The organism is Sphingobium sp. RS1, from assembly GCF_056156825.1.
In genome coordinates this window covers 3176937-3202449 of record NZ_JBLZXE010000002.1, presented here as the reverse complement: position 1 = coordinate 3202449, position 25513 = coordinate 3176937, and the positions used below count along the sequence as shown (strand labels likewise).

Annotated in this window: 24 protein-coding genes and 1 riboswitch; of the genes, 5 read left to right on the top strand and 19 right to left on the bottom strand. The window is 66.0% G+C overall.

The genetic code is table 11. From position 1 onward, the window contains the following. Nucleotides 1-19 precede the first annotated feature (19 nt). From nadA to ACNHGR_RS17410, 3 genes are read right to left on the bottom strand one after another with little or no spacing between them, the layout of a single operon-like run. On the bottom strand, nucleotides 20-1009 hold the full coding sequence (gene nadA / locus ACNHGR_RS17420) for a quinolinate synthase NadA (protein ID WP_475287714.1): 990 nt from the start codon (nucleotides 1007-1009) through the stop codon (nucleotides 20-22). A gap of 45 nt (nucleotides 1010-1054) precedes the next feature. Then, nucleotides 1055-1786: a DUF4230 domain-containing protein gene (locus ACNHGR_RS17415; RefSeq protein WP_475287713.1), complete on the bottom strand. Its 732-nt coding sequence runs from the start codon at nucleotides 1784-1786 to the stop codon at nucleotides 1055-1057. Further along, nucleotides 1771-2649 (bottom strand): MBL fold metallo-hydrolase, encoded by an 879-nt coding sequence (locus ACNHGR_RS17410; protein ID WP_475288466.1) that lies wholly within the window; start codon nucleotides 2647-2649, stop codon nucleotides 1771-1773. Before ACNHGR_RS17410 ends, ACNHGR_RS17415 begins: the two co-directional genes overlap by 16 nt. A gap of 658 nt (nucleotides 2650-3307) precedes the next feature. Here ACNHGR_RS17410 and ACNHGR_RS17405 point away from each other — a divergent pair. After that, nucleotides 3308-4198 (top strand): tyrosine recombinase XerC, encoded by an 891-nt coding sequence (locus ACNHGR_RS17405; RefSeq protein ID WP_475287712.1) that lies wholly within the window; start codon nucleotides 3308-3310, stop codon nucleotides 4196-4198. A 68-nt stretch (nucleotides 4199-4266) separates the two neighbouring features. Beyond that, complete coding sequence (locus ACNHGR_RS17400; RefSeq protein WP_475287710.1) at nucleotides 4267-4557, top strand: hypothetical protein; 291 nt, start codon at nucleotides 4267-4269, stop codon at nucleotides 4555-4557. Nucleotides 4558-4656: 99 nt separating this feature from the next. On the opposite strand, the gene ACNHGR_RS17395 is transcribed toward ACNHGR_RS17400, so the two are convergent. The 4 genes from ACNHGR_RS17395 to rsmI all read right to left on the bottom strand — a co-directional run bounded on the left by ACNHGR_RS17395 (nucleotide 4657) and on the right by rsmI (nucleotide 7656). Next, entirely contained in the window at nucleotides 4657-5256 is a 600-nt protein-coding gene (locus tag ACNHGR_RS17395) for a DedA family protein (protein WP_475287708.1), read from the bottom strand. 111 nt (nucleotides 5257-5367) lie between these two features. Beyond that, on the bottom strand, nucleotides 5368-6342 hold the full coding sequence (gene gshB, locus ACNHGR_RS17390; protein WP_475287706.1) for a glutathione synthase: 975 nt from the start codon (nucleotides 6340-6342) through the stop codon (nucleotides 5368-5370). A 121-nt stretch (nucleotides 6343-6463) separates the two neighbouring features. Beyond that, nucleotides 6464-6817, bottom strand: coding sequence for a YraN family protein (locus ACNHGR_RS17385; protein ID WP_475287705.1), 354 nt, complete (start codon nucleotides 6815-6817; stop codon nucleotides 6464-6466). Beyond that, entirely contained in the window at nucleotides 6814-7656 is an 843-nt protein-coding gene (gene rsmI, locus ACNHGR_RS17380; protein ID WP_475287704.1) for a 16S rRNA (cytidine(1402)-2'-O)-methyltransferase, read from the bottom strand. The genes ACNHGR_RS17385 and rsmI overlap by 4 nt, the downstream gene beginning before the upstream one ends. 11 nt (nucleotides 7657-7667) lie before the next feature. Here rsmI and ACNHGR_RS17375 point away from each other — a divergent pair, with 11 nt between their 5' ends. Then, nucleotides 7668-8873: a penicillin-binding protein activator gene (locus ACNHGR_RS17375; RefSeq protein WP_475287703.1), complete on the top strand. Its 1206-nt coding sequence runs from the start codon at nucleotides 7668-7670 to the stop codon at nucleotides 8871-8873. Nucleotides 8874-9011: 138 nt separating this feature from the next. Here the strand turns inward: ACNHGR_RS17375 and ACNHGR_RS17370 are convergent, their stop codons facing one another. Continuing rightward, nucleotides 9012-9797 (bottom strand): ABC transporter ATP-binding protein, encoded by a 786-nt coding sequence (locus ACNHGR_RS17370; RefSeq protein ID WP_475287701.1) that lies wholly within the window; start codon nucleotides 9795-9797, stop codon nucleotides 9012-9014. Next, nucleotides 9791-10789, bottom strand: a complete 999-nt coding sequence (locus tag ACNHGR_RS17365; RefSeq protein WP_475287700.1) for a FecCD family ABC transporter permease — start codon at nucleotides 10787-10789, stop codon at nucleotides 9791-9793. Before ACNHGR_RS17365 ends, ACNHGR_RS17370 begins: the two co-directional genes overlap by 7 nt. A gap of 50 nt (nucleotides 10790-10839) precedes the next feature. Here ACNHGR_RS17365 and ACNHGR_RS17360 point away from each other — a divergent pair, with 50 nt between their 5' ends. Next, the gene (locus ACNHGR_RS17360) at nucleotides 10840-11634 is read left to right on the top strand and encodes an ABC transporter substrate-binding protein (protein WP_475287699.1); all 795 of its coding nucleotides are present in this window, start codon (nucleotides 10840-10842) and stop codon (nucleotides 11632-11634) included. A 16-nt stretch (nucleotides 11635-11650) separates the two neighbouring features. On the opposite strand, the gene ACNHGR_RS17355 is transcribed toward ACNHGR_RS17360, so the two are convergent. The 7 genes from ACNHGR_RS17355 to ACNHGR_RS17325 form a co-directional block, all read right to left on the bottom strand. Continuing rightward, complete coding sequence (locus tag ACNHGR_RS17355) at nucleotides 11651-13501, bottom strand: TonB-dependent receptor plug domain-containing protein (RefSeq protein WP_475287698.1); 1851 nt, start codon at nucleotides 13499-13501, stop codon at nucleotides 11651-11653. Between the two features lie 169 nt (nucleotides 13502-13670). Continuing rightward, nucleotides 13671-13882: riboswitch (cobalamin riboswitch) on the bottom strand. Nucleotides 13883-13949: 67 nt separating this feature from the next. Further along, on the bottom strand, nucleotides 13950-14750 hold the full coding sequence (gene fdhD / locus ACNHGR_RS17350) for a formate dehydrogenase accessory sulfurtransferase FdhD (protein ID WP_475288465.1): 801 nt from the start codon (nucleotides 14748-14750) through the stop codon (nucleotides 13950-13952). Between the two features lie 28 nt (nucleotides 14751-14778). After that, complete coding sequence (locus ACNHGR_RS17345; RefSeq protein ID WP_475287697.1) at nucleotides 14779-15084, bottom strand: formate dehydrogenase subunit delta; 306 nt, start codon at nucleotides 15082-15084, stop codon at nucleotides 14779-14781. A gap of 9 nt (nucleotides 15085-15093) precedes the next feature. Beyond that, entirely contained in the window at nucleotides 15094-17940 is a 2847-nt protein-coding gene (gene fdhF, locus ACNHGR_RS17340) for a formate dehydrogenase subunit alpha (RefSeq protein ID WP_475287695.1), read from the bottom strand. After that, entirely contained in the window at nucleotides 17937-19526 is a 1590-nt protein-coding gene (locus ACNHGR_RS17335) for an NADH-ubiquinone oxidoreductase-F iron-sulfur binding region domain-containing protein (RefSeq protein WP_475287693.1), read from the bottom strand. Before ACNHGR_RS17335 ends, fdhF begins: the two co-directional genes overlap by 4 nt. Then, nucleotides 19523-19975 (bottom strand): NAD(P)H-dependent oxidoreductase subunit E, encoded by a 453-nt coding sequence (locus tag ACNHGR_RS17330; RefSeq protein WP_475287692.1) that lies wholly within the window; start codon nucleotides 19973-19975, stop codon nucleotides 19523-19525. The genes ACNHGR_RS17335 and ACNHGR_RS17330 overlap by 4 nt, the downstream gene beginning before the upstream one ends. A gap of 98 nt (nucleotides 19976-20073) precedes the next feature. Then, the gene (locus tag ACNHGR_RS17325; RefSeq protein WP_475287690.1) at nucleotides 20074-20976 is read right to left on the bottom strand and encodes a LysR family transcriptional regulator; all 903 of its coding nucleotides are present in this window, start codon (nucleotides 20974-20976) and stop codon (nucleotides 20074-20076) included. 61 nt (nucleotides 20977-21037) lie between these two features. On the opposite strand from ACNHGR_RS17325, the gene mobA reads away from it, so the two are divergent. Further along, nucleotides 21038-21559, top strand: a complete 522-nt coding sequence (gene mobA, locus ACNHGR_RS17320) for a molybdenum cofactor guanylyltransferase (protein WP_475287688.1) — start codon at nucleotides 21038-21040, stop codon at nucleotides 21557-21559. 235 nt (nucleotides 21560-21794) lie between these two features. On the opposite strand, the gene cobA is transcribed toward mobA, so the two are convergent. Genes cobA through nirD form a run of 3 tightly spaced genes read right to left on the bottom strand, consistent with a single transcriptional unit; the run spans nucleotide 21795 to nucleotide 25511 of the window. Beyond that, nucleotides 21795-22577, bottom strand: a complete 783-nt coding sequence (gene cobA, locus ACNHGR_RS17315) for a uroporphyrinogen-III C-methyltransferase (RefSeq protein WP_475287686.1) — start codon at nucleotides 22575-22577, stop codon at nucleotides 21795-21797. Then, nucleotides 22564-25176: a molybdopterin-dependent oxidoreductase gene (locus tag ACNHGR_RS17310; protein ID WP_475287685.1), complete on the bottom strand. Its 2613-nt coding sequence runs from the start codon at nucleotides 25174-25176 to the stop codon at nucleotides 22564-22566. The genes cobA and ACNHGR_RS17310 overlap by 14 nt, the downstream gene beginning before the upstream one ends. Beyond that, nucleotides 25176-25511 (bottom strand): nitrite reductase small subunit NirD, encoded by a 336-nt coding sequence (gene nirD / locus ACNHGR_RS17305; RefSeq protein ID WP_184269785.1) that lies wholly within the window; start codon nucleotides 25509-25511, stop codon nucleotides 25176-25178. The genes ACNHGR_RS17310 and nirD overlap by 1 nt, the downstream gene beginning before the upstream one ends. Nucleotides 25512-25513: the final 2 nt, after the last annotated feature.

Sequence of the window (25513 nt, the reverse complement as noted above, 5' to 3'; positions counted from 1 at the left end):
AGATTTAACGCGGCGCGCTCTAAGGCCGCGCGCCCACATCCCCCTGCCCCACCGTGCCGCTGGCCATTTCCAGCATCCGGTCCAGGCTCTTCTTCGCCGCGACGCGCAGCGTCTCGTCCATTTCGATCCGCGGCGTCAGGTCGCGCAGCGACAGATACAGCTTCTCCATCGTGTTGAGCGCCATATAGGGGCAGATATTGCAGTTGCAGTTGCCGTCCGCACCGGGCGCGCCGATGAAATTCTTGTCCGGCACCGCCTTTTGCATCTGGTGGATGATATGCGGTTCGGTCGCCACGATCAGCGTGTCGCCGGGCATGGTCTTGGCAAAGTCCAGGATGCCGCTGGTCGACCCGACATAGTCGGCATGGTCGACGATATAGGGCGGGCATTCGGGGTGCGCGGCGATCGGCGCATCGGGGTGGACCGCCTTCAGCTTCAGCAATTCGGTTTCGCTGAACGCCTCATGCACGATGCACACGCCCGGCCACAGCAGCATGTCGCGGCCCAGCTTGCGCTTGAGGTAACCGCCCAGATGCTTGTCGGGGCCGAAGATGATCTTCTGCTCCTTGGGGATCTGCGCCAGGATCTTCTCGGCTGAAGAGGACGTCACGATGATGTCGGACAGCGCCTTCACCTCGGCCGAACAGTTGATGTAGCTCAGCGCAATATGATCGGGATGCGCCTCACGAAACGCCTTGAACTGGGCCGGAGGGCAGGAATCTTCGAGGCTGCAACCGGCATCCATGTCCGGCAGCACCACGATCTTTTCGGGCGACAGGATCTTCGCCGTCTCCGCCATGAAGCGCACGCCGCAAAAGGCGATGACGTCCGCATCCGTCTCCGCCGCCTTGCGCGACAGTTCAAGGCTATCGCCGACGAAATCGGACAGATCCTGAATTTCGGGCGACTGGTAATAATGGCCAAGGATCACGGCGTTGCGCTCCTTGCGCAGACGCTCGATTTCAGCGCGCAGGTCCGTGCCCTGCGGAATCCCGGTGAAAGCGTTCATACCCTGTAACTCCTGCGTCCCTGCAAAACGGGCTTGACCCGCGCCCTAGCGCTGCGGTCGCCGGTTTGCCAGTACCTCGTTGATCGGCGTAGTGACGTCCCACCGTTCGCGACTCTGATCCTTGCGCTCCGGCGGGAACGTCACGATCACACGCGCATCGCCAAGGCCCATCGCGGCGAGCGGCGCGCCCATGACCTTCACGACCGCCGAGCGCCCATATTCGCGCGCCTGCGCCATGCGTTCGGGCGACCGCGCGGAGGCCTCCGCCCGCGCCTGCGCATGGGCCGACGCCTTACGGCTCAATGCCTCGCCAGCCTCGCGCGTCACGAACATCCCGCTCGTGCGCACCAAAGTCCGCCGCGCTTCATCGACATTGGCCTTGTCCGGCTTCACGTCGGGCGCATTGACGATCAGCGTCCGTCCCTTCTCGTCCCATTCCAGATCGTCTGGCGAAAGCCCCGACAGGTCGATGAAATAATCGACCGAATAGGGCATTTTTACCACCTGATCGGACTTGAGCCAGCCAAAGCCGCGCACATCCCGCGCCGTGCTCTGGACCACGCCGTTCAGTCGCGACACGCGCAGGTCGCTGGTGCCGGCGATCTTCTCGGCGATGATCTTCGTCACCGCCGACCCGTCATCTTCCACCGTGACGACATAGTCGCGATTATAGCGTTGCCAGCCGACCAGCATCGCCGCCCCCACGAACAGAATCAGCAACGCCGCGCCGACCGGGCCGGCATAGCGCCTGACCATGGGCTTCAACGCATCTGCCATCGCCCGTCCCCAGTCGGTGCCGCCAGCCCCCGGCCGTCCAGATCAATGAGATGCGCCAGCACCGATCGCCCCGCAGCCCCATGCAGGCGCGGATCGACGCCCTTGTACATGTCCGCCACCATGTCCGGAATGGCGCTGTCGCCGTTCCGCTCCAGGAAGCGCAATATCTGCCCCTCGCGTTGCTTGCGATGCCCCATCATCCCGCGCACCAGCCGCTGCGGATTTTCGATCGGCTCGCCATGGGCGGGATAATAGATCACGTCGTGGCGCCCCAGCAGCAATTGCATGGAGCGCATATAGGCAGTCATGTCGCCATCGGGCGGGGAGATCACACTGGTGGACCAGCCCATCACATGATCGCCGCTGAACAGCGCTTTTTCTTCCAACAGGGCAAAACACAGATGGTTGGACGTATGGCCCGGCGTCGCCACCGCTTCCAGCGTCCAGCCCGGCCCGCGCACCTGCTCGCCATCGCCCAAAATCCGATCGGGGCGATAACCCGCATCGAACGCCGCATCGGCGCGCGGCCCGTCATCGTCCAGCGTCAGCGGCGCGCAGCCGATCACCGGCGCACCGGTCAGGTCGCTCAGCGGCCGCGCAGCCGGGCTATGGTCGCGATGGGTATGGGTGCACAGGATCGCCACCACCGGCCGCCCCGCGATCGCGGCGATCAGCGCGGCCAGATGATCGGCATCGTCCGGCCCCGGATCGATCACCGCCACGGCCTGCGCCCCGACGATATAGGTCTGCGTGCCGGTAAAGGTGAAAGGCGACGGATTGGGCGCCAGCACACGATGAACCAGAGGGCTGAGCGGCATCAGGAGGCCGGTCGGCAGGTCGGCCGGATCGAAGGGAGGTGCCATAACCACCCATGTGCCCATTTACGCGCGGATTTCAAGGGCGGGCATGGGTGGGCGGCGAAGGCCGCATGTGCTGAAACGACCATTTGCGGACACCCCTCTCCGTTCGGGCTGAGCCTGTCGAAGCCCTGCTCTTTCTTTTGGGCTTATGTTGAAGGAAAGTGCGCCCCCCTTCGATGCCGCCTGCGGCGTCGCTCAGGACAGGCTTCGACAGGCTCAGGGCGAACGGATATTTATGTCTGGAAACGACCAATGACGGGCAATCTGTGCTCCTGCGAAAGCAGGAGCCTAGGGGCGGCCTAGCGCTTCTTTGCCCTGGGTTCCTGCCTTCGCAGGAACACGGCTGAGTTTAACCAAGATCGTCCCCTAACCAACCTTTTGTCATTCTCGCGAAAGCGGGAACCCATCTCCTGACCTTGCCTCCAGCGCAACGCTGGGAAGATGGCCCCCGCCTTCGCTGGGATCACGGTATTGGAAAGGCGCGCCTGAACCCCCTCCACGCCATCCACCTGTCCTACTCTGCCCCCCTCTGCTATGCTTCTCCCATGCCGACCCCGCCCCTCTCCTCCCATTCCCCCGCCTCGCAACAATATTTCCAACTCCTGTTCCAAAATGTCGAAATCAGCGGGAAAAGTGCGAAGTGAAGCGCGGCTTTTCCAACATGAGCGCCGCCCTCCCCGAACGCTGGCGCCAGCATCTCAGCCTCGACCGCCGCCGCTCCATCCACACGGTGCGGGCCTATGTCGCCACCGCCGAGCGGCTGATCGCCTTCCTTGCCGAGCATCGGGGCGAGGCCGTTACCCCGGCGCTCCTCGCCAGCCTCGATCAGGCGGACCTGCGCGCCTTCCTGTCCAGCCGCCGCGCCGACGGTATCGGCAACCTGTCCGCCGCGCGCGAGCTTTCCGCCGTGCGTGGTTTCCTGAAGTTCGTCGGCGGCGATGAAGCCCGCCTGCCCGCGCTCAAGGGGCCACGGGTCAAGCGCGGCCTGCCCCGCCCCGTCTCCCCCGACGAAGCGGTCGCGCTGGCCGCCGACATCGCCGAAACCGCCCGCGACGGCTGGATCGGCGCGCGCGACTGGGCAGTGTTGCTGCTGCTCTATGGCGCAGGCCTGCGCATCGGGGAGGCGCTGGGATTGCAAGGCGACGTCCTGCCGCTGGCCGACACGCTGCGCGTTACCGGCAAGCGCAACAAGACCCGCATCGTGCCGCTGCTGCCGCAGGTGCGCGACGCGATCGCCGCCTATCTCGATCTTTGCCCCTATCCCCCGTCCCGCACCGAACCGCTGTTCCGGGGCGCACGCGGCGGAGCACTCTCCCCCGCGCTGATCCGCCGCGCGGTGCAGGGCGCGCGTGGGCGACTCGGCCTGTCGGAGCGGACAACGCCCCACGCGCTGCGCCACAGTTTCGCGACCCACCTGCTCGGTCGCGGCGCCGACCTGCGCTCCCTTCAGGAACTGCTGGGCCATGCCAGCCTGTCATCCACGCAAATCTATACCCAGGTGGACGCCGCCCATCTGCTCGATATCTATCGCAACGCCCATCCCCGCGCCTGAAATCGCCTTATATCGGCCTTAATCCCACGCCAGCCTGCGCTTGCCTCGACCCAAAGGGGAATGCGATCATGCTGCGTCTGATACTGGCCTTGCAAAGCGTGGGCGGGGCCGACATTCCCGCCGACTTCGACCTTCAGAAGGTCAAGCCGTCCCCCGATGCCAACGCCATCGTCGTCACCGCCCGCCGCCAGAGCCAGCGGGTCGATCGCAGCCAGCCGCCCGATACCGAACCCCCGCTCGGCCGTGCGGAATTCGGCCTGTTCGGTCAGGCAAAGGGCAATGTCCATGTCGAAAGCCAGGGCTTTAGCAACGGCACCGCCTCCCAGCGGGTGATGGTGGGGGTAAAGATCCCCTTCTAGAGCGCGCTGCGTTAAATCTGACGCAGTTCGCGCGCTCTAGTTTTTTGTTATCGCATCGTTTTAAGCGCAAAACCGGTTCCCACTTTTGCGCACGATGCTCTAGCCCTTGGGCCGCCAGGTCGCGAGCCGCCACAGATAGATCAGCACCGCGCCGATGACGCAGGCAGTCGCGGTCGGCCCGACATAATGGTCGATATCGCGGAAATTCTGCCCCAGAACATAGCCGGCATAGGCCAGGATGACATTCCAGATCAGCGCCCCCCCGGTGGTCCATAGCAGGAAGCGGACATGCCCCATGCGGAACAGCCCGGCCGGCAGCGATATCATCGTGCGAAACGCCGGCATGAAGCGGAAGACGAAGACGACGATCTGGCCATATTTGCCGAACAGATGGTCGAGCGCCTCGACATCCCGCCATTCCAGCGTCGCCCAGCGGCCATAGCGATCCACCAGCGGCTTCAGCCGGCCAAAGCCCAGCACATGCCCGATCAGATACCAGAAGTAATTGCCGATGGTCGTCCCGATCGTGCCGGCCAGCAGCAACCATTCCATCGCCATCCGCCCCTGACCGACGCGGATGCCGCCAATGCCCATGATGAGTTCGGACGGGATCGGCGGAAAGACATTTTCAAGGATCATCAACAGGAAGATCCCCCAATATCCACCCGCGTCGATCAGGCGGAGCACCCAGTCGGTCATCCACCCAACTCCGTCATCCCAGCGAACGCTGGGATCTCACTTTTCTTGTCAGCCCCGAAAGAAGAAGAGAGATGCCAGCCTGCGCTGGCATGACGGACGGTAGGCATCAGATCACGCCGCCGCCCGCGCCGCCAGCCTTGCATCGATCGCATCCCAGATCATGCCGCCGGTGTCGGTGCCGTCGAACGCATCGATCGACACGATCCCGGTCGGCGACGTCACGTTGATTTCCGTCAGCCATTCGCCGCCGATCACGTCGATCCCCACGAACAGCAATCCGCGCGCCTTGAGTTCCGGGCCAAGCGCGGCACAGATCTCGCGCTCCTTCTCGGTCAGCACCGTCTTCGCCGCCGACCCGCCCACGGCCAGGTTGGACCGGATTTCGCCCTTGCCAGGAATGCGGTTGACCGCGCCCGCGACCTCGCCGTCGATCAGCACGATCCGCTTGTCGCCCTCCGCGACGCCGGGGATGAAGGCCTGTACCATGAAGGGTTCGACCCATGAGGCGTTGAACAGTTCCACCAGCGACGACAGGTTCGCCCCATTGCTGCCGACATGGAAGACCGCCACCCCGCCATTGCCATAAAGCGGTTTCACCACGATCTCGCCATGCTCGGCCAGGAACGCCTTCACTTGGCCCAGATCGCGGGTAATCATCGTCGGCGGCATGAAGCGCGCATAGTCGAGCACGAACAGCTTTTCCGGCGCATTGCGGACGCTGGCGGGATCATTCACCACCAATGTCTCTGCCTGCACCCGCTCCAGCAAATGCGTGGCGGTGATGTAACTGAGGTCAAAGGGCGGGTCCTGCCGCATCCACACGACATCGACGTCCCGGCCGAGGTCCAGCACTTCCCATTCGCCGAACGCGAAATGGTCGCCCTGTACCTTCTGCACTTTCACCGGGCGCGCCTTGGCCAGCACGCGGCCGTCGCGGAAGGTCAGGTCGGGCGCCAGATAATGATAGAGTCGGTGCCCCCGCGCCTGCGCCGCCAGCATGATGTGAAAGGTCGAATCGCCCCCGATCTTGATCCCCTCCATGGGGTCCATCTGCACGGCAACGGTCAGGGGGTTGAGTTGGGTCATCTAGAAGCCTTCCGCTAACAACAGCCGTTCGCTTCGAGCCTAGTCGAGAAGTGGCCAGAACTGCGCTTCCGGTTTCTCGACTGCGCTCGACACGAACGGGATAGATTGATGGGGCATATGCTCACCCCCCATGCCAGACGTTCGCCAGATGGCGTGGCGCGCGGCCCGGCGCAAGGAGGATGACGTCGATTCGCATGTCATCGCCCGGTTTCGCCAGTTCATGCCACAGGATTTCCGCCGCCGCGGCGACCCGCGCCAGCCTTCGTTCGTCGATCGCCAGATCCAGTTCCGCCGCGCTCCCCCGCGCCTTCACCTCGACAAAGGCGATCATGCTGCCCCGCCGCGCGACCAGATCGACCTCGCCCGCCGGCGTGCGCATCCGCCGGCCTACAATCTGCCAGCCCTTCAGGCGCAGCCACCAGGCGGCGATGCGTTCGGCCTGTCGCCCCCGCTTCTCCGCCGCCTCTCTCTTCACCCCTTCAATTCCATCGCCCGGTCGTAGAGCGTCCGGCGGTCCAGCCCCAGCTTCTTGGCGACCTCACCCGCAGCCTTCGACACCGGCAGCCGCGCCATCGCCTCCAGCAGCGCCGCGTCGGCATCCTCCGCGCTGGCGGGCGGCGCCTCACCGGGCGGGCCGACGATCACAACGATCTCCCCCTTGGGCGGCGCATCGGCATAGCGGGCGGACAATTGCGTCAACGTCCCCGTCGCCGTCTCCTCATAGGCCTTGCTGATCTCGCGGCTCACCGCCGCCTCCCGGTCGCCCAGATGCGCGGCCATCGACGCCAGACTGTCCGACAGGCGCGGTCCGCTTTCGTAGAAGACCAAAGTGGCCCGCAGCGCCGCCACCTCGTCCAGCGCATCGCCCCGCGCTTTCGCCTTGCTCGGCAAAAAGCCCATGAACAGGAAACGATCGGTCGGCAGGCCCGACAGCGTCAACGCCGCAATCGCCGCACTGGGTCCGGGCAATGTCGTGATCTTGCGCCCCGCCGCCCGCGCATCGCGCACCAGCTTATATCCGGGATCGGAAATCAGCGGCGTTCCCGCGTCGGACAGCAAAGCGACCGATTCGCTCGCCATCCGCTCGATCAGCCGCTGCCGCACATTTTCGGCGCTATGGTCGTGATAGGGGACCATCGGCCGGTCCGACCCGGCATGGCGCAGCAGCCGTGCGCTCACCCGTGTATCTTCCACGGCGACCACATCGGCCAGCCGCAGGACTTCCGCACCACGCGGCGTAAGGTCTCCGAGGTTGCCGATCGGCCCCGCAACGATATAAAGCCCGGGTTCAAGCCCTGAAGGTTCAGTTTCCATAAGGACGCCAGATGACAGAGACGGATGCCCCCCGGCAAGCAAACATGTTCGCCGCCGCAAAAAGGGGCGCACGGATCGCCTTCATGGGCGCCGCCCTGTTCCTCGCCGCCTGTCAGTCGATCGTGCCCAAGGGGCCGGGGCCAGTCGCGCCCACCGGCCCCGCCCAGCCGACCGGCCCGGAAGTGGTACAGGGCCTGCCGACCGATACGGCGCGCCATCGCGTCGCTTTGCTGGTGCCGATGACCGGCAACAATGCGGGCGTGGGCCAGTCGATCGCCAATGCCACCACGCTGGCGCTGCTGGATACCAGGACCGATCGGGTCCGCATCACCACCTATGACACGGCGCTGGGTGCGGCGGCGGCGGTGAACAAGGCGCTGGCCGACGGCAACCGCCTGATCCTTGGCCCCCTACTGGCGGAGGATGCCCGCATCATCGGGCCGATCGCGGCGCGCGCCAATGTGCCGGTCATCAGCTTCTCCAACGATGCCAGCATTGCGGGCAGCGGCGTCTATGTGCTGGGCTACAACACCGCCCAGTCGATCGACCGCGTCGTCGATTATGCCAAGGACAAGGGCCTGACCCGCTTCGGCGCACTGGTGCCGCGCGGCGTCTATGGCGAACGCGCCGGCAACGCCATGCTGCGCGCGGTCGAGCAGGCCGGCGGCACGGTCGTGTCGATGCAGACCTTCGACCGCTCGCCCGCCTCGATCACGGCCGCAGTGAAGAAATTGCAGGCCTCGTCCAGCTATGACGCGCTGCTGATCGCCGATAGCGGCCGGGTTGCGCTTCAGGTCGCGCCGATAGTGCGGAAAAATGGCGGCGCCACCGCGCGCCTGCTGGGCACGGAACTGTGGAACACCGACGCCTCGCTCGCCGCCAGCCCGATCCTGCGCGGCGCCTGGTTCGCCAGCGTATCGGACACGCTCTATCGCCAGCTCGCCAACAAATATCGCGCCCGCTACGGCAGCGCGCCCTTCCGCCTGTCCTCGCTTGGCTATGATTCGGTGCTGCTGACCGTGCGCATCGCGCAGGACTGGAAGCCCGGCACGCCCTTCCCGGCGGCCCGGCTGCGCGATGCCGGCGGCTTTTCCGGCATCGACGGCGCCTTCCGCTTCAACCGCGCGGGCGTTGCCGAACGCGCGCTGGAAGTCGGCGAAGTAGGCGCTGGCGCCATCGCCGTGATCGACCCCGCCCCGCGCGGCTTCGGCGAGTAACTGACCAGACGCGGGATAGCTCCCGGTCAATTCACCTCATTCCGTTCGCTTCGAGCGAAGTCGAGAAGCAGCTAGCGCCGCACTTATCGTTTCTCGCCTACGCTCGAAACGAACGGATCAAAATGCAATCATCTCGCTCTAGGTGCCACTCCTGACTCTCCCCACCGGCAGGATCAGCGGCACGTCCCCGTCCCGCTCGATCCGCGCGGTCACGCCGTAGACCCGCGCCAGCATGTCAGGCGTCAGCACATCCATCGGCGCACCGTCAGCCACCAACGCGCCACCGTCCATCAGCAGCAGCCGGTCGCAATAACGCGCCGCCATGCCCAGGTCGTGCAGCACCGTGACGACCAGCGCGCCATCCCGCGCCTCGGCCCGCAGCAGGTCCATCACATCGATCTGATGCCCCGGATCAAGCGCGGCGAGCGGCTCGTCGGCGATCAGCGCTGGCGCGCCCACCGCCAGCGCCCGCGCCAGCAGCACCCGCGCCCGTTCCCCGCCCGACAATTCGGTCGCGACCCGGCCTTTCAGATGCAGCACATCGGCCCGCGCCATCGCCGCCTCGATCACCGCCTCGTCCGCCGCCGACAGGCGCGACAGCGGCCCCAGATGCGGCAACCGCCCCAGCGCCACCAGCCGCTCGACGCCCAGCGGCCAGTGCAGCGTCTGCCCCTGCGGCAAATAGGCGACGGACCGCGCGATCGTCTGCCGATCCAGCCCGGCGACATCGCGCCCGTCCATCTGCACCCGCCCGACTTGCGGCTTCACCAGCCCCAGCAGCGCGCGGATCAGCGTCGACTTGCCCGCGCCATTGGGACCGATCACCCCCACCAGCGTTCCCGGCGCCAGCGTCACGCCGACATCCCTAACTGCCGCATGGCGCCCCAGCCGGACCGACAGCCCGTCCGCAACAATCGTCACCATAGCCGCCGCTCCCGCATCAGATGGACAAGGAAGACCGGGACGCCCAGCAACGCCGTCACCACGCCCAGCTTCAGTTCGTTGGTCGACGGGATCAGCCGAACGCCGATATCCGCCAGCGTCAGCAGCGCCGCCCCGCCCAGCAGCGAAGGCAGCAGCACGGCCGAGGGCGACCGGTCGGTCAGCGGCCGCACCAGATGCGGCACGATCAGGCCGATGAAGCCGATCGATCCCGACACCGCCACCGCGCCGCCCACGCCGATCGCCACGCCCAGCATCATGCGCAGCCGCGCTGCCGACAGGTTGACGCCCAGCGCCTGCGCGCCTTCCTCGCCCAAAGTCAGCGCGTCCAGCGTCCGCCCGTCCGCCACCAGCAGCGCCGCGCCAACGACGACACAGGGCAGCGCTATCCAGACATGGTCGTAACTGCGATTTTCCAGGCTCCCCAACAGCCAGCTCATGATTTCCATCGCCGCAAAGGGATTGGACGACAGGTTGAGTGCCAGGCTGATCCCCGCCCCCGCCAGCGTCGACACAGCGATACCCGCCAGGATCAGCGTCAACGGGCTTTCCGCCGATCCCGACAGCAGGAACAAAGTCAGGATCGCGATCGCTCCGCCCACGATCGCCAGCAATGGCAAAGCCAGCGGATGCAGTTCGGACAGCCCGAAATAGAGCGCACACACCGCCCCCAACGCCGCCGAATTGGACGCGCCCAGCACGGACGGCTCGGCCAGCGGATTGCGCAAATAGCCTTGCAACGAAGCGCCTGCCACGCCCAGCATCGCGCCGACCAGCAGGCCCAGCAGCATGCGCGGCAATCGCAGGTCCAGAATGATGGTGCGCGCGATCATGTCGCCGCCGCCGGTCAGCACCGCCATGATGCGGGCCGGGCTGATCGTCACCGCACCCAGAAATATGGAGCCAAAGGCCGCACCGATCAGGATCAGCGACAGGCCGGGAATCAACAGGGGATGATGGCGGCGTGCGCTCATGGCTTGCCTCCTTGCCTGTGCTTGTTAAGGCGATGGGAATGATCGGCCGGATGATCCTTGCGGCAACCGCCCTGTTCGCGCTCGGCGGCGCTGCACCCGCGCCACCGCGCCGGATCGTCTCGCTCAATGTCTGCGCCGATCAATATCTGCTCGCGCTGGCCGACCCGAACCAGATCGCCGCGCTCAGCAGCAATGCCCGCGACCCGGCCTTGTCGGCCGCGGCGGACAAGGCGCGCACTTTCCGCACGCTGCGGCGTCCATTGGAGGAGGTGCTGGCGATCCAGCCCGACCTGATCCTGGGCTATCCGATCGGGCCCGATAAGGTCGCTGGCGCGCCGCCGGGCGACTGGCGCACGCTCGGCCTCGCCAGCGCGGAAAGCTATGGCGCGATCCTCGACCAGATCCGGCAGGTCGCGCGCGCCGTGGGGCATGCCGACCGGGGCGAGGCGCTGATCGCGCGGATGAACCGCGATCTTGCCGCCCTGCCCCGCACTCGCCGTGGCAAGGTGGCGGCCTATTATCAGCGGCGCGGCTATATGACCGGCACCGGCACATTGATCGACGATCTCATGCATCGCACTGGCCTCACCCATCTCGCTGCCCGGCTCGGCAAGCCGATGCTGGCGCAGATATCGCTGGAGGAAATGGTCGCCGCCCGGCCCGACTGGCTGATCGTGGAAAGTGCGACCGACCATGTGGTCGATCAGGGCACGGAAATGCTGCACCATCCCGCGCTGCGCACCATCCCGCGCATCAGCCTGCCGCAAAGCTGGACCGTGTGCGGCGGCCCAGCCTATGTGCAGGCGGCAAGGGCCATCACGGCGCGCCTGAACGCGCCGCGCTGACCCCGGCCAAAAGCCCTCAGAAGCGGACACGCACGCCACCATAGGCCGCGCGGCCATAGGTGCCATAGCCATAGGCCGTCTGGTAATTCTCATCGGTCAGATTGTCGACGCGGCCATAGACTTCCAGATGATCGCCCACAGGGAAGGACGCCCGCACGCCCGCCAGCGCATAGCCGTCGAGCCGGCGCGTGTTCGCCGCATTGTCGAAACTGTCGCCGACCATCGTGATGGTCGCGCCGGTCGACAGGCCGAACGGCCAGACATAGTCGGCCGACACGCTCACCGCATTGGCCGCGCGGCGGGCCAGGCGATTGCCGAAATTGGCCGACCCGGCCGACCGGTCACGCGCGTCGACATAGCTATAGCTGCCCGTCACGGTCAGCGCGTCCACCGGCTTCAGCGCGATCGAGGCTTCCACGCCCTTGGCACGGGTGCGGTCCAGATTGCCGTAGCGGAACGTGTCATTATCATAATTGATCTGGTTGCGGGTATCGCGCTGGAAAGCCGTGACCGACAGCACAGCCCGCCCCCCGTCGAGGCTCTGGTCGAAGCCGATATCATAGCTTTTCGACCGTTCGGGGGTCAGCGCCGCATTACCGCTCCAGCTATCATAAAGCTGATAGAGCGAGGGCGCCTTGAACCCCTCGCCATAGCTCAACCGCACATTGGTGGCGCCGCCATTGGGCGAATAATTGGCGTTGGCGCCAACGGTGGTCGCGCCGCCGAACTGGCTGTGATCGTCATGGCGCAGACCGCCGGTGACGGCCAGGCCGGTGAAGGGCTTCACGATCGCCAGCGCATAGACGCTGTCGATGTTGATCTTCGCACTCGTCGTGCTGCCAAAGCCGAAATAATCATAGTCCGGCCGTTCATGCTCATAACCGAAGACCAGCTTGGCCTGATCGACCGGCGCATAGACGCCTTCATATTCGAAGCGCAAATTGGTGCCCGAATAGCCGTAATCGACATCCGCGCCGCGCGCCGAATAATAATCGCGATCATTGCGCATCCAGGTGACCGCCGCGCGATTGGTCAGCTTGCCGTCCAGCAGCGCCAGATTGAGGCCGGCATAGCCGACATATTGATCGGTGATGGCCACTTCGGGCGTATCCGCCAGCGCATAGGTCGGCGCCGGGAAGCCATCCACATCCAGATCGGCATGGATATAATAGCCGCGCAGGTCGAGGCTCAGATTGTCCGAAAAGGCCAACTTCACCCGCGCATTGGCGGCGATATTCTCGGTGCCGTCCCGCTCCGTACCATTGGCCGCCGACGAAATGCCGTCGGTGCGAAAATAGGCCGCGCCCACGCCACCCGACGCGATGCCAGCCGTGCCGGACACATCCGCCTTGGCACTGAACGTGTCGGCATAGCCGTATTCGGCCGACGCATTGGCGCCGAAGCCTTCGGCCGGCACGCCGGTCATGATGTTGACCACGCCGCCAATCGCCTGGCTGCCATGCACCACCGAGTTGGACCCGCGCAGCACTTCGATCCGGCGGATATTGCCGGTCAGCAGCGGGCCGAAATCATAGCCGTCACCGATGCCGCTGGGATCGTTCACCTTCACCCCGTCGATCAGCACCAGAGTCTGGGTCGTTTCGGCGCCGCGCAGCGACACGCCGGTCTGCGCGCCGACGGTGCCGTTGCGGTTGAACCGCACGCCCGGCGTCGTCGCCAGCAGGTCCACCACGTCGATCGCCTGCCGCGTCCTGATCGTATCCGCGTCGATGATGGTGATCGCCTGCCCGACCTCGTCGCGCGACTGTTCGATGCCGGCAGCGGTCACGACGATCTCGTCATCCGTCTGCGCAAAGGCGGAGTTCGCGGCCATCAATGCTACGAGCGAAAGTCCATATTTCAACATTATCATTGCCCCTCAAGCGTCACAGCGACGTTGGCTGGGGCGTCCGCCTGACAGCGGTCGGGTCGCGAAGGGATGACGCCATGTCCCGTCCGCGGCCCGATGCGGCCCCGGCCGCATGGCGTCGCTCGACGGAAAAACCACCGTGCCCCGACCATCCCCTGGACCAAAGCAGAGCGACCATGCGCCGGCCGGTCTCCTGGCTCGCGGGTCGCAGCACGATGCACACCTTCCCGGATCGCTCCAGTGGTTGCCCTTGTTGGGGGCCAGTGCATCGCGCTATCCGCTTACAGTTGCAGGGACAGCCGTGGATTAGGGCACTTGCACGCCCGCACCACATTCCCGATTAACCCGTTACCGGGCACCGGCGCGATCATATTGCAGGAAAGCCAAACCTCCCCACGCCGCGCGCCATAAGGGAAAGCGGGGACGCTGCCAAGCGGGCGCGGGTTTAGATCCGGTCGCTGTGTCCCCGCAGCAACAGCGCGTCGGACCGCGCCAGCACGACCAGCAGCAACCCCGCCGCCTCGGCCCGCTCCGCCGCCAGCCGGGTCGGCGCGGAAATGGTGACCAGCAGCGGGCAATCGGCCAGCACCGCCTTCTCCACCAGTTCATAGGAGCAGCGCGACGACAGCAGCGCAAAACCGCCATCCCAGCCCGCACCCATCCGCGCCATCGCGCCGATCAGCTTGTCAAACGCATTGTGCCGCCCGACATCCTCCCGCACCAGCCGGATCGCCCCGTCCGCGCCCACCCACGCCGCCGCATGCGCTGCCCCAGTCGCGCCATTCAACGGCTGATGATCCCGCAAATCCGCCAGCGCGCGGAAGATGGCCGCCCGGTCCGCCTGCGACGTCGTCGTCACGCGCGGCAGCGGCCGGATCGCCTGCTCCAGATTCTCGATCCCGCACAGCCCGCAGGAAGAATCCGACGCACGATGCCGCACCCGCTCCAGCAGCCCATCGGTGCGATGCGGCGGCAATGTCGCGCGGGCGATGACCCCTGCACCGGTATCATGCACATCCACGTCCAGCAGCGCATCGTCCCGGCCCACCAGTCGCTCGGCCAGGCTGAACCCCTGCACCAGATCACCGATATCTGCCGGCGTCGCCATCAGCACGGCATAGCCCGCGCCATTATATTCGATCGCGACCGGCACTTCCTCCGCCAACGGTCGGTCGATCGCCTGCGTGGCGCCGTCGGGCGTCAAACGATCGAATGTCAGGGAACTGGAGGCAGGCTCATCCATCATCATGGCCTAGCGGTGGATGGCCTGCCGCTCAACCGGCGTCGCAATGGCCCGCCTGGTCCACCGCGTTGAACTGCGTCGCATCGACATCGGACGCCGGCCTGCCCTGCGCCATTCGGGCGACGGCGGCAGCCACCGTTGGCGACAGTCGTTCAGGCTGATCCTGCGCGATCGCGATGATCTGCGTCTTCATCCGCGGATCCCAAAAGCGGGCCAGATGTTCGGCGAGCGCTTCCGTCGCCTTCGCCTCGCCCATCATCGCCATGTTGCGGGCAATCTGGTGCGCCATATAGATCAGCCGATCCGTGGTCGACATGACATGCGCGTCGTCGCTCATATGCTCCGCCTATTCCGCCGCTTCCAGCGGCGCAATGCGGCGGCTGTTGCGGGCCTGCTCGGCATAGTCCTGCTGCCAGTCGCTCGGCCCGTTGCTGGCCATCACCTGCACCGCCGTCACCTTATATTCCGGGCAATTGGTGGCCCAGTCCGAATAGTCGGTGGTGATGACATTGGCCTGCGTCTCGGGATGGTGGAAGGTCGTATAGACGACGCCCGGCGCCACCCGTTCCGTCACCAGCGCGCGCAGGGTCGTCTCCCCGGCCCGGCTGCGCAGCGTCACCCAGTCGCCATCCTTCAGGCCCCGGTTGTCGGCATCGCTCGGATGCATTTCCAGCCGGTCCTCCGGGTGCCAGGCGGTGTTCGCCGTCCGCCGCGTCTGCGCACCGACATTATAATGGCTGAGGATTCGGCCCGTCGTCAGCAATAACGGGAAGCGCGGCCCGGTCTTCTCGTCGGTCGGCACATAGTCGGTGACGACGAACTTGCCCTTCCCCCGCACGAAGCCGCCGATATGCATGGTCGGCGTGCCGTCCGGCGCGGCATCATTGGCCGGCCATTGCAGCGATCCTTCCGCTTCCAGCCGGTCATAATGCACGCCGGCGAAAGTCGGAGTCAGCGCCGCAATCTCGTCCATGATCTGCGACGGATGGCTATAGTCCCAGTTCAGCTCCATGGCCTGCGCCACCAGCTGCACGATCTCCCAGTCGGCATAACCATTGAGCGGCGCCATCACCTTGCGCACGCGCTGGATGCGCCGCTCGGCATTGGTGAAGGTGCCGTCCTTCTCCAGGAATGTCGATCCGGGCAGGAAGACATGCGCATAATTGGCGGTTTCATTGAGGAACAGATCCTGCACCACCACGCATTCCATCGCCGCCAGCCCGGCCGCGACATGGTGCGTATTGGGGTCGGACTGGAGGATATCCTCACCCTGCACGAACAGCCCCTTGAACGTGCCGTCGGTCGCGGCGTCCAGCATGTTGGGGATGCGCAGGCCCGGCTCGGCATCCAGCGCAACGCCCCATGTCCGCTCGAACAGGCTGCGCGTGGCATCGTCCGACACATGGCGATAGCCGCTGAATTCATGCGGGAAGCTGCCCATGTCACAGGCGCCCTGCACATTATTCTGCCCCCGCAGCGGGTTCACGCCCACGCCTTCGCGCCCGACATTGCCGGTCGCCATGGCGAGATTGGCGATCGACATGACGGTCGAAGACCCTTGCGAATGTTCGGTGACGCCCAGCCCATAATAGATCGCGCCATTGCCCCCGGTGGCATAGAGCCGCGCGGCCGCCCGCACATCCTGCGCCTTCACGCCCGTCAGCGGCTCGATCGCCTCGGGCGAGCGCGCCGCTTCCGACACGAACTCCGCCCAGTCCTGAAACTCATCCCAGTCGCACCGTTCGCGGATGAAGGCTTCGTCATACAGCTTCTCGGTCACGACCACATGGGCGATCGCGGTCAGCATCGCGACATTGGTGCCGGGGCGTAAGGGAAGATGATGTTCCGCCGCGATATGGGGCGACTGGACCAGATCGGTGCGCCGCGGATCGATGACGATCAGCTTCGCGCCCTGCCGCAACCTTTTCTTCATGCGGCTGGCAAAGACAGGATGCCCGTCGGTTGGATTGGCGCCGATGACGAGAATCACGTCGGCCTGCATCACGCTGTCGAAATCCTGCGTCCCCGCCGACGTGCCGAAGGTCTGGCTGAGGCCATAGCCGGTCGGCGAGTGGCAGACGCGCGCGCAGGTATCGACATTATTATTGCCGAACCCCTGCCGGATCAGCTTCTGGACGAGGAAGGTTTCCTCATTGGTGCAGCGGCTCGACGTGATCCCGCCGATCGAGCGGGTGCCATATTTCGCCTGTATACGGCGAAACTCGCTGGCGGTATGCGCGATCGCCTCCTCCCACGACACTTCGCGCCAGGGCTGGTCCACCGATGCGCGGATCATGGGGTTCAATATGCGGTCCTGATGCTGGGCATAGCCCCAGGCGAAGCGCCCCTTGACGCAGCTATGGCCGCGATTGGCCTTGCCGTCCTTCCACGGCACCATCCGCACCAGTTCCTCGCCGCGCATTTCCGCGCGGAAGGTGCAACCGACGCCGCAATAGGCGCAGGTGGTGACGACGGCCCGGTCGGGCGTACCGCTTTCCACCACCTTCTTCTCGATGAGGGACGCGGTCGGGCAGGCCTGCACGCACGCCCCGCAGGACACGCATTCGGAGCCGAGGAAATCCTCACCCTGCGACGGCGACACCTTGGACTCGAAGCCCTTATTCTCGATCGTCAGCGCAAAGGTGCCCTGCACTTCCTCGCACGCACGCACGCAGCGCGAACAGACGATGCACTTGCTGGGATCGAAATCGAAATAGGGGTTCGACTGGTCCTTCGCCTGCCCCATATTGGTCGCGCCGTCATAGCCATAGCGCACGTCGCGCAAGCCCACCGCGCCGGCCTGATCCTGCAATTCGCAATCGCCATTGGCGCCGCAGGTCAGGCAATCCAGCGGATGATCGGAAATATAAAGTTCCATCACCCCGCGCCGCAATTGCTTCAGCCGGTCGGTCTGGGTGCGCACCACCATGCCCTCCGCAACCGGCGTGGTGCAGGAGGCGGGATAGCCGTTGCGCCCCTCGACTTCGACCAGGCAGAGGCGGCAGGAACCGAAACTTTCCACGCTGTCGGTCGCGCACAGCTTGGGGATGGAGCCGCCCAGCAGCGATGTGGCACGCATGATGCTTGTGCCTTCGGGCAGGGTCACGCTCTGCCCGTCGATGGTCAGGGTGACAGTCTTGCCAGTCGCCAGCGCGGGTGGCGTGCCATGGTCGGTTTCGCGGGAAAAGCTCATTCCGCGGCCTCCTTTACGGGCGCAGATGCGCCAAAATCCTCTGGGAAATAATCAAGCGCACTCAGCACCGGATAAGGCGTGAAGCCCCCCAGCGCGCAGAGCGATCCATATTTCATCGTATCGGCCAGATCGCGCAGCAGGTTGGTCTGCGCTTCGATCGACACATCGATCCGATCCGGCGCGCGGGAATAGAGCGCCTTGCCCAGATACCCCCCCGTAACCGTATCCACTGACCCAGCAACATCATTCCGCGCCCCGATAATCCGATCCATGATCTCCACCCCACGGGTCGATCCGATCCGGCACGGCGTGCATTTGCCGCAGCTTTCCGCCGCGCAGAATTCCATCGCGAAGCGGGCCATATGCGCCATGTCGACACTATCGTCGAACACCGTGATCCCCGCATGGCCGATCAGCCCGCCCGCCTGCGCAAAGGCTTCATAGTCGAACGGCAGGTGAAACATGGATGGCGGGAAATAGGCACCCAGCGGCCCACCCACCTGCACCGCACGCACCGGCCGCCCGCTTGCCGTGCCGCCGCCAATCTCGTTCACCAGCTCCCCCAGCGTGATGCCGAACCCAATCTCGTACAGCCCGCCATGCCGCACATTGCCGGCCAGCTGCACCGGCATCGTCCCGCGCGACCGCCCGAAACCGACCGCCGCATAGGCCTCCGCCCCCTCGGCCATGATGAACGGCACGGCCGCCAGCGACAGCACATTGTTGATGACGGTCGGCCGCCCGAACAACCCCTGCAAGGCCGGCAGCGGCGGCTTGGCCCGCACCTGCCCACGCTTGCCCTCGATACTGTCGAGCAGCGCCGTCTCCTCCCCGCAGACATAGGCGCCCGCGCCCTCGCGCACCTCCAGCACGAACGGCGCGACCAGATGCGCCGACGCCTCGATCGCCGCGCGCATGATCGCGATGCAGAACGGATATTCGGACCGGATATAGATATAGCCACGCCCCGCGCCGACCGCATGGGCCGCGATCGCCATGCCCTCGATCAGGCAATAGGGGTCGCCTTCCATCAGCATCCGGTCGGCGAAGGTGCCGCTGTCGCCCTCGTCCGCGTTGCAGACGATATATTTGTCGCCAGCGGGGGCATCCAGCACCGTCTGCCACTTGATCCCGGTGGGGAAGCCCGCCCCGCCGCGCCCGCGCAGGCCCGACGCCTTGACCGCATCGACCACCTGTTGCGGCGCCAGCGCCCGCGCCTTTTCCAGTCCCTGCCAGCCGCCATGCGCGGCATAGTCGGTCAAGTCGACCGGATCGATGATGCCGCAACGGGCAAAGGTGAAACGCTGCTGCCCGGCAAAGAAGGGCAAATCCTCGATCCGGCCCAGCCGATTGGCGTGACTGCCATCCAGCACCGCCGCCACGTCATCCGGCCCGACCGCCCCCCAAAGCGGACCAAAGCCGATCCGCCCTTCGTCCGTCTCCACCTCGACCAGCGGCTCGATGCTGAACAGCCCGCGCGATCCGGTGCGCACCACCTCGCACCCCGCCTCGGCAAAGGCGCGCGCCACATCGTCCGCGCCCAGCGCGACCGACGCCATGTCGCGGCTCACAAAGACCCGGCTCATGCCGCCACCTCCAGCGCGATCCGCTCCAGCGCCGCCGCGTCGATCCGCGCCACCGGCCGGCCGTCGACCAGCGCATTGGGGCCGATCGCGCACAGGCCCAGGCAATAGACCGGCTCCAGCGCCACCTGCCCATCGCCTCGCGTTTCGCCCATCGCCACGCCCAGCCGCTTGGCCGCCGCCGCCTCGATTGCCGCGCCGCCCCGCGCCTGACAACTTTCCGCCCGGCACAATTTCACGACATGCCGCCCCGGCGCGGTCCGGCGAAAATCATGGTAGAAGGTGATGACGCCATGCACGTCCGCCCGGCTCAGGTTCAGCGCCTTCGCGATCGCCGGGACCAGCGCATCGTCGATATGCCCCGCCTCTTCCTGCATCGCATGGAGCAGCGGCAACAGCCGGTCGCGCGTCGCGCCATGGCGCGCGGTCCATGCGCTGATAAACTCTTCCATCACCTTACCCTGCCTTTTGGCTCATTTTGCGCGCAATTCTGCGCCCGCACGGTCACGGGGTCAAATCGAACTCCGGCATCGATGATAGAAATAATCTATCACACTGCCCGAAATCCGGGCGGCAGCCGCAGCGATCGCGCCACGCCCAGCACCGCCTGCGCCAGCGGCCCCATCGGCGCGCTGTCGGATACGATCACCCCGACCCGGCTACCTTCGCCCATATCGGGCAAGGGCCGGGTCCGCGCCCAGTTGAGTCCGTCGAGCAGGGTCGCGTGACTGTCCGGTATGATCGAGCAAAGCCGCCCCTGCTGCACCAGCCCCAGCAGTGCGACATAGGAGTCCGCCGTCACCAACGGCCGCAGCGCCAGCCCGCGCTCGGCCAGCCGTGCGTCCAATATCCGCCGGTTCTGCATCCCCTGATGCAACAGGCACAGCGGCAGCATGGCCAGTGCCGTCCAGTCGAGCGGATCGGGAATTGGCACGCCATCGACGGCACTGACCAGCATCGTCCGCTCGACATAGAGCGGCGCCGACAGCGCATGGGCAGGCGGCTCGAAATCCAGATAGGTCAGCCCCGCATCCAGTTCGAACGCCGCCAGCTCCCGTTCGATCTGCCGTGACGTCAGCGCCCGCACCGACACGTTCAACCCCGGATGGCGCGCCAGCATCGCCGCAACCAGACAGCCGATCGCCGGCATCGCGGCGGGAATCGCCCCCAGCCGCAACTCGCCTTTCAGCGGCCCGCGCGCCGTTTCCGCCGCCTGCCCCAGCGCCTCTGCCGCTGCCACCAATTGCCGCGCCCAGGGCAATATCGCTTCGCCCTCGGCCGTCAGCCCGGCATATTTGCGGTCGCGCCGGATCAGCCTTTTGCCCAGTTGCGCCTCCAGCGCGGCGATGCCGGCGGACAGGGTCGGCTGGGATACATGGCAATAGGCGGCCGCCCGCGCAAAATGGCCTTCGCGCTCCAGCGCCAGAAAATATTCGACAAGCCGTGTCTGCATAAAGCTGCTATAATGACAGCCTGCCCTCCTTGATAGAGGAGAGCTATGACGGGAGGCGCATATGCGCAACGGGCCGATTTTGGGCGCAGTGCTGGCCGGCGGCCGTTCCAGCCGCTTCGGCAGCGACAAGGCCATGGCCCTGCTGGATGGCCGAACGCTGCTGGATCATGCCATGGCAGGGCTGGCGCCGCATGTCGCGGACATCGTTATATGCGGCCGCGACGGCGGCCTTGCGGACCGGCCCCGTGCCGATATGGGGCCGCTGGGCGGCCTCAATGCGGCGCTGCATCATGCACTAAGCCATGGCCATGTCGGCGTGCTGACCACCGGCTGCGACATGCCCTGTTATCCCGCGGCTTTGCCCGCCGCGCTGATCGGCGACGGCGCAGCGATCCTGCTCGGCCAGCAACTGCTCGGCTGGTGGCCCGCGACGCTGGCCTTCGACCTCGACACCCATCTGGGCGAGGAAAATAATCGCTCCATCTTCGGCTGGCTCGACCGTATCGGCGCGCGCATCGTGGAACTGCCGGACCTCATCCTGCCCAATATCAACCGGCCGGAGGATCTGGCAGCGCTGGCCTGATCGCGCCCGCTTCCGTTCGTTCCGATCGAAGTCGAGAAACGGGAAGCACCGTTCTATCCGCTTCTCGACACGCTCGAAGTGAACGAAGAGGCTAGGGCCTATCGACATTCAGGAGATGGTGAGCCGAAAATGGTGCTTTTGCGTGACCCGGAGCGCAGCGGACTAAATGTCCGTGAGCACCGGAAGCACGGAAAAGTGCCATTTGCAGGCCGCCAGAACTGAATGTCGATTGGTCCTAAGCGGGGAGCGCCACACTCGCCACGACTTCCGCCGGGCCATGCGTCCCCGCGATCGCTTCGCCGATGAGCAGCAGGGTCGGGTCTTCATCGCTGATCGTCTGCACCAGAAAGGCGAGCGCCGACAGCTTGCCGCGGATCAACCGCTCATCGGGCAGCGAGACATTGACCGCCACCATCACCGGCGTTTCGGGATCGCGACCGGCGGCGATCAGATTGCGGCTGATCTCGCCCGCCGCCGCGCGCCCCATATAGATGCCGAGCGTCCCGCCCGGTCGCGCCAGCGCGTCCCAGTCGAGCTTGAGCGGTTCGCCGGCCTTCAGATGCGCCGTCACCAAAGTCAGCCCCCGCGCCACGCCGCGCAGGGTGAGCGAGGCATGACCGCTCGCCGCCGCTGCGCTGGCCGTGGTGATGCCGGGGCAGATGCGAAAACGGATGCCGTCAGATGCCAGATGCGCCATCTCCTCGGCAGAACGGCCAAACACCGACGGGTCGCCCCCCTTCAGCCGCACGACGCGCTTGCCCGCCTTCGCCGCCGCCAGCAGCAGGTCGTTGATGCTCTCCTGCGCCTTGGAATGACGACCGGAGCGCTTGCCGACGCTTATCCGTTCGACCCCGGCCGGGATCAGGTCCAGTACGCCCGGCCCGACCAGCGCGTCATAGAAGACGATCTCGGCGGCCGCGATCAGCTTTTCGGCCTTGCGGGTCAGCAGGTCCGGGTCGCCGGGGCCTGCGCCCACCAGCCAGACTTCGCCCGGCGCGATAAGGTCATTCGGCTGCATGAAGCGTCTCCTGCGTAGCTTGGGCAAGAATGTTGGCGATGGCCGGCCGGCACGATCCGCAATTGGTGCCCGCGCCCAGCGCCTTGCCGACCGCCGCGACATCGACCAGTTCCTGTTCACGGATGGCGGCGACGATCTGGTTCAACCCGATGTCGAAACAGACGCAAATGGTCGCCCCCTTGTCCGGCTGGCTGCCAGGACCGCGCGCGGCGAGGACGGAGCCGCCCACCCCTTCGACCTCCAGCTGCCGGATCAGCCAGTCGCGCGAGGGCAACAGGCCCGTGCGCGTCACGAACAGCACGCCGTTCAGCCTGCCTTCGCTGATGGTCGCGATGCGGCGGGTGCCGCGCGACGCATCCATCGCCTCGACCCGGTCGCCCTTGGGCAGGAATGCTTCCAGCCGCGCCGGATCGCCATTGCCGGCAACCTCATAGAGCGCGCCTCCCGGCACCGCCACCTTGGTGGCCCACAGGCAGGGCAGCTTCACCGCATCCTGCCCGCGCAGGATCAGGAACCCCTTCCATTCGGTCGCCACCCGCTCGACGCTGGCCGGGGTCGCCTTGAAGCCCGGCTGGCCCGAATGGGGATCGACCAGCGGCCGGGGCAGCAGACCGGTGCGGCCGCCATTGGACATCTGGTCGGTCCAGTGAATCGGCGTGAAGATTTCGCCTGCACGCTGGCCTTCGCTATAGGCGACGCGAAAGATGCTGTTGCCCTGCGCGGTCTGGACGCGAGCCAGATCACGGTCGGCGATGCCCAATGCCTCGGCATCGCGCGGGTGGATTTCGACCAGCGGTTCTTCGCGATGGCGCGCCAGCTTTGGCGACAGGCCGGTGCGGCTCATCGTGTGCCACTGGTCGCGATAGCGGCCGGTGTTCAGCGTCATCGGCCATAGTTTCAGCGGTGCCTGAACCTCCATCTGCTTCGTCAGCACCAGCCGCGCCTTGCCGTCCGGCGTGGTGAAGCGCCCGTCGGCAAAGGGCTTGTCACCGCCCCAGCGAAACGGGGCCATCGCCTCATAGGCGTCGTTGCCGATCGTCGCATGACTGCGCAGGTTCAGCACGCGCGCGCCGTCATTCTGATAGGCGGTCAAGCGCGCATGTTCGCGCCAGATATCGGCGGGCCGGTCATAGGCGAAGGCGTTACGCCAGCCCATGCGCCGGCTGACTTCCTTGACGATCCACCAGTCCGGCTTCGCCTCGCCCGGCAGCGCCAGGAAGGGACGTTGCCGGCTGACGGTGCGGTCCGAATTGGTGACGGTGCCGTCCTTCTCGCCCCAGCCGGCGGCGGGCAGGCGGACATGGGCATGGGTGCTGCTGTCGGTGTCCGCCATGATGTCCGACACGACCAGAAAAGGGATCGACTCCAGCGCATCCCGCACGCGCCCCGCATCGGGCAGCGAGACGGCCGGGTTAGTCGCCATAATCCACAGCGCCTTCACCCGCCCCTCATTGATCGCGCGGAACAGGTCTACGGCCTTCAGCCCCGGCTTGGTCGCCATGGTCGGCGCGGCCCAGAAGCGACCGACCCGCGCCACATTCTCTGGAGCAAAGTCCATATGCGCCGCCAGCGTGGACGCCAGCCCCCCCACTTCGCGCCCGCCCATGGCGTTGGGCTGGCCGGTGATCGAGAAGGGCGCCGCGCCCGGCTTGCCGATGCGGCCCGTCGCCAGATGGACGTTGATGATCGCATTGACCTGATCGGTGCCGCGGATCGACTGGTTGATCCCCTGGCTGAACAGGGTGACGGTGCGCGGGGTCGCCGCGAACAGCTCGAAAAACTGCTTCAGCAGCGCCGGTTCGAGGTCGCAGGTCGCCGCCGTGGTCCACAGGTCATGACCAGTGCGGACATGCTCCCAGAACCCTTCGGGCGCATTCAGATGGTCGGCGATATAGACGGGGTCGGTAATCCCTTCCGCATCACACCATGCCAGCAGCCCGTTCATCAGCGCAACGTCGGCGCCGGGCTTGACCGGCAAATGCAGGTCGGCGCCCTCGCAGGTTTCGGTGCGGCGCGGGTCGATCACGACCAGCTTCGTGCCGCGCGCGGCGCGGGCGGCCTGGATGCGCTGATAGACGATCGGATGGCACCAGGCGGTATTGGAGCCGACCAGCACGATCAGGTCCGCGTCCTCCAGATCGTCATAGGTGGCAGGCACGATGTCCTCGCCGAATGCCCGGTTATGCCCGGCGACCGCGCTCGACATGCAGAGGCGTGAATTGGTGTCGATGTTCGCCGATCCGATGAAGCCCTTCATCAGCTTGTTGGCGACATAATAATCCTCGGTCATCAACTGACCGGAAACGTAGAAGGCGACGCTATCCGGGCCGTAACGGTCGATCGTTTCCTTGAAGCGCTTCGCCACCAGGTCCAGCGCCTTGTCCCAACCGGTGCGCTTGCTGCCGATCATCGGATGCAGCAACCGGCCGCTCAGCCCGACGGTCTCGCCCAGATGCGTGCCCTTGGAACAGAGGCGCCCGCCATTGGCCGGATGCGCCTCGTCGCCCTCGATGACCACCGATCGCGGCCCTGTCGGCGTGGCCGAAATGCCGCAGCCGACGCCACAATAGGCGCAGGTGGTGCGGATGGCCTCTCCCATCAGGCCGCAGCCTGCATCGCGGCCGGACGGGCGATCAGTATCCGCTCGCCGTCCATCCGCACCGCGATAGTGGGCGTGCAGCCTTCATCCGCGCCCTGCGCCTCGCCCGTCTTCAGGGCGATGTTCCAGTTGTGCAGCGGACAGGCGACGCTGTGGCCATGGACGATGCCCTGGCTCAGCGGGCCTTTCTTATGCGGGCATTCATTGACCAGCGCGAACACATGGTCGTCGCCGGTGCGGAACACCGCGATTTCCTTCTCCCCCGCAATTTGTACAGTGCGGGCGCCGCGCTGGGGAATGTCGGCCAGCGTTCCGATGTCGATCCAGTCGGTCATGT